At 44.9% G+C, this 1,063-nt stretch carries 1 tRNA gene and 3 rRNA genes; all 4 read right to left on the bottom strand.

Features of this window, described 5'->3' with window-relative positions:
• Nucleotides 1-516: ribosomal RNA gene (locus SBH76_RS13445) — 23S ribosomal RNA — on the bottom strand; the annotation flags it as partial.
• 198 nt (nucleotides 517-714) lie between these two features.
• Nucleotides 715-787, bottom strand: a tRNA-Ala gene (locus SBH76_RS13440).
• Nucleotides 788-790: 3 nt separating this feature from the next.
• Nucleotides 791-908, bottom strand: a 5S ribosomal RNA gene (rrf, locus tag SBH76_RS13435).
• A gap of 69 nt (nucleotides 909-977) precedes the next feature.
• Nucleotides 978-1,063 (bottom strand): 16S ribosomal RNA (locus SBH76_RS13430); the annotation flags it as partial.

Here is a 1,063-nt window from a genome sequence, read left to right as displayed (position 1 = left end):
TTCTTTTCACCTTTCCTTCACAGTACTATACGCTATCGGTCACTGACTAGTATTTAGCCTTGGGGGGTGGTCCCCCCTGCTTCCCACAAGGTTTCTCGTGTCTCGTGGTACTCCGGATACTGCTGGATTCAATACATTTTCCCTTACACGGCTCTCACGCTCTTTGGCCCGCTTTTCCAAAACGGTTCAGGTAATATATCTTACTCGTGTTGCAGTCCTCTACCCCGCAGTGCACGCACCACGGTTTGGGCTCTTACGATTTCGCTCGCCGCTACTTTCGCAATCACTGTTGTTTTCTTTTCCTCCGGCTACTTAGATGTTTCAGTTCACCGGGTTCCCCTCTGTACGTTATGTATTGGCGTACAGATACTTGGAGTTCTTCCAAGTGGGTTTCCCCATTCAGACATCTGCGGATCACTGAATATGTGCTTCTCCCCGCAGCTTTTCGCAGCTTGTCACGTCTTTCTTCGGCTGTCAGTGCCTAGGCATCCACCCTACGCTCTTTATGTTTAACCTCTTAAATCATTTAGATTTAGTGTTTATGTATGACACTAGCGTGTATCATACACTATGTTTAAAAATTTATTTTTGTTATTTAAAAATATTAACCTTTCGATTAATATCCTCGGATGTCTAATTATAAAATATTTATATAATTTCTCGTTTGGTATGCAGTTTTCAAGGTACATATTAGTTAAAGCTATGCTTTAACTATGGAGATGGAGAGATTCGAACTCTTGACCCCCTGCTTGCAAGGCAGGTGCTCTCCCAACTGAGCTACACCCCCATAAATTGGCATCCACCTACTCTCCCATACCGTCTCCAGTATAGTACCATCGGCCGACTAGGTCTTAACCATCGTGTTCGGAATGGGAACGGGTGTGTCCCCTAGACGCATCGACACCAATAATGTTATGTTTTTAGTACCCTTTTAATTTAGTACTAAACAGTACTCACAACCCCTACTTTTTCCTTAGAAAGGAGGTGATCCAGCCGCACCTTCCGATACGGCTACCTTGTTACGACTTCACCCCAGTTATCCTCCCTGCCTTCGGCAGCTCCT

This window comes from Lachnoanaerobaculum sanguinis, assembly GCF_033242365.1.
GTDB classification, from domain to species: Bacteria; Bacillota; Clostridia; order Lachnospirales; family Lachnospiraceae; genus Lachnoanaerobaculum; species Lachnoanaerobaculum sanguinis.
This window is presented reverse-complemented; position numbering and strand designations above follow the sequence as displayed.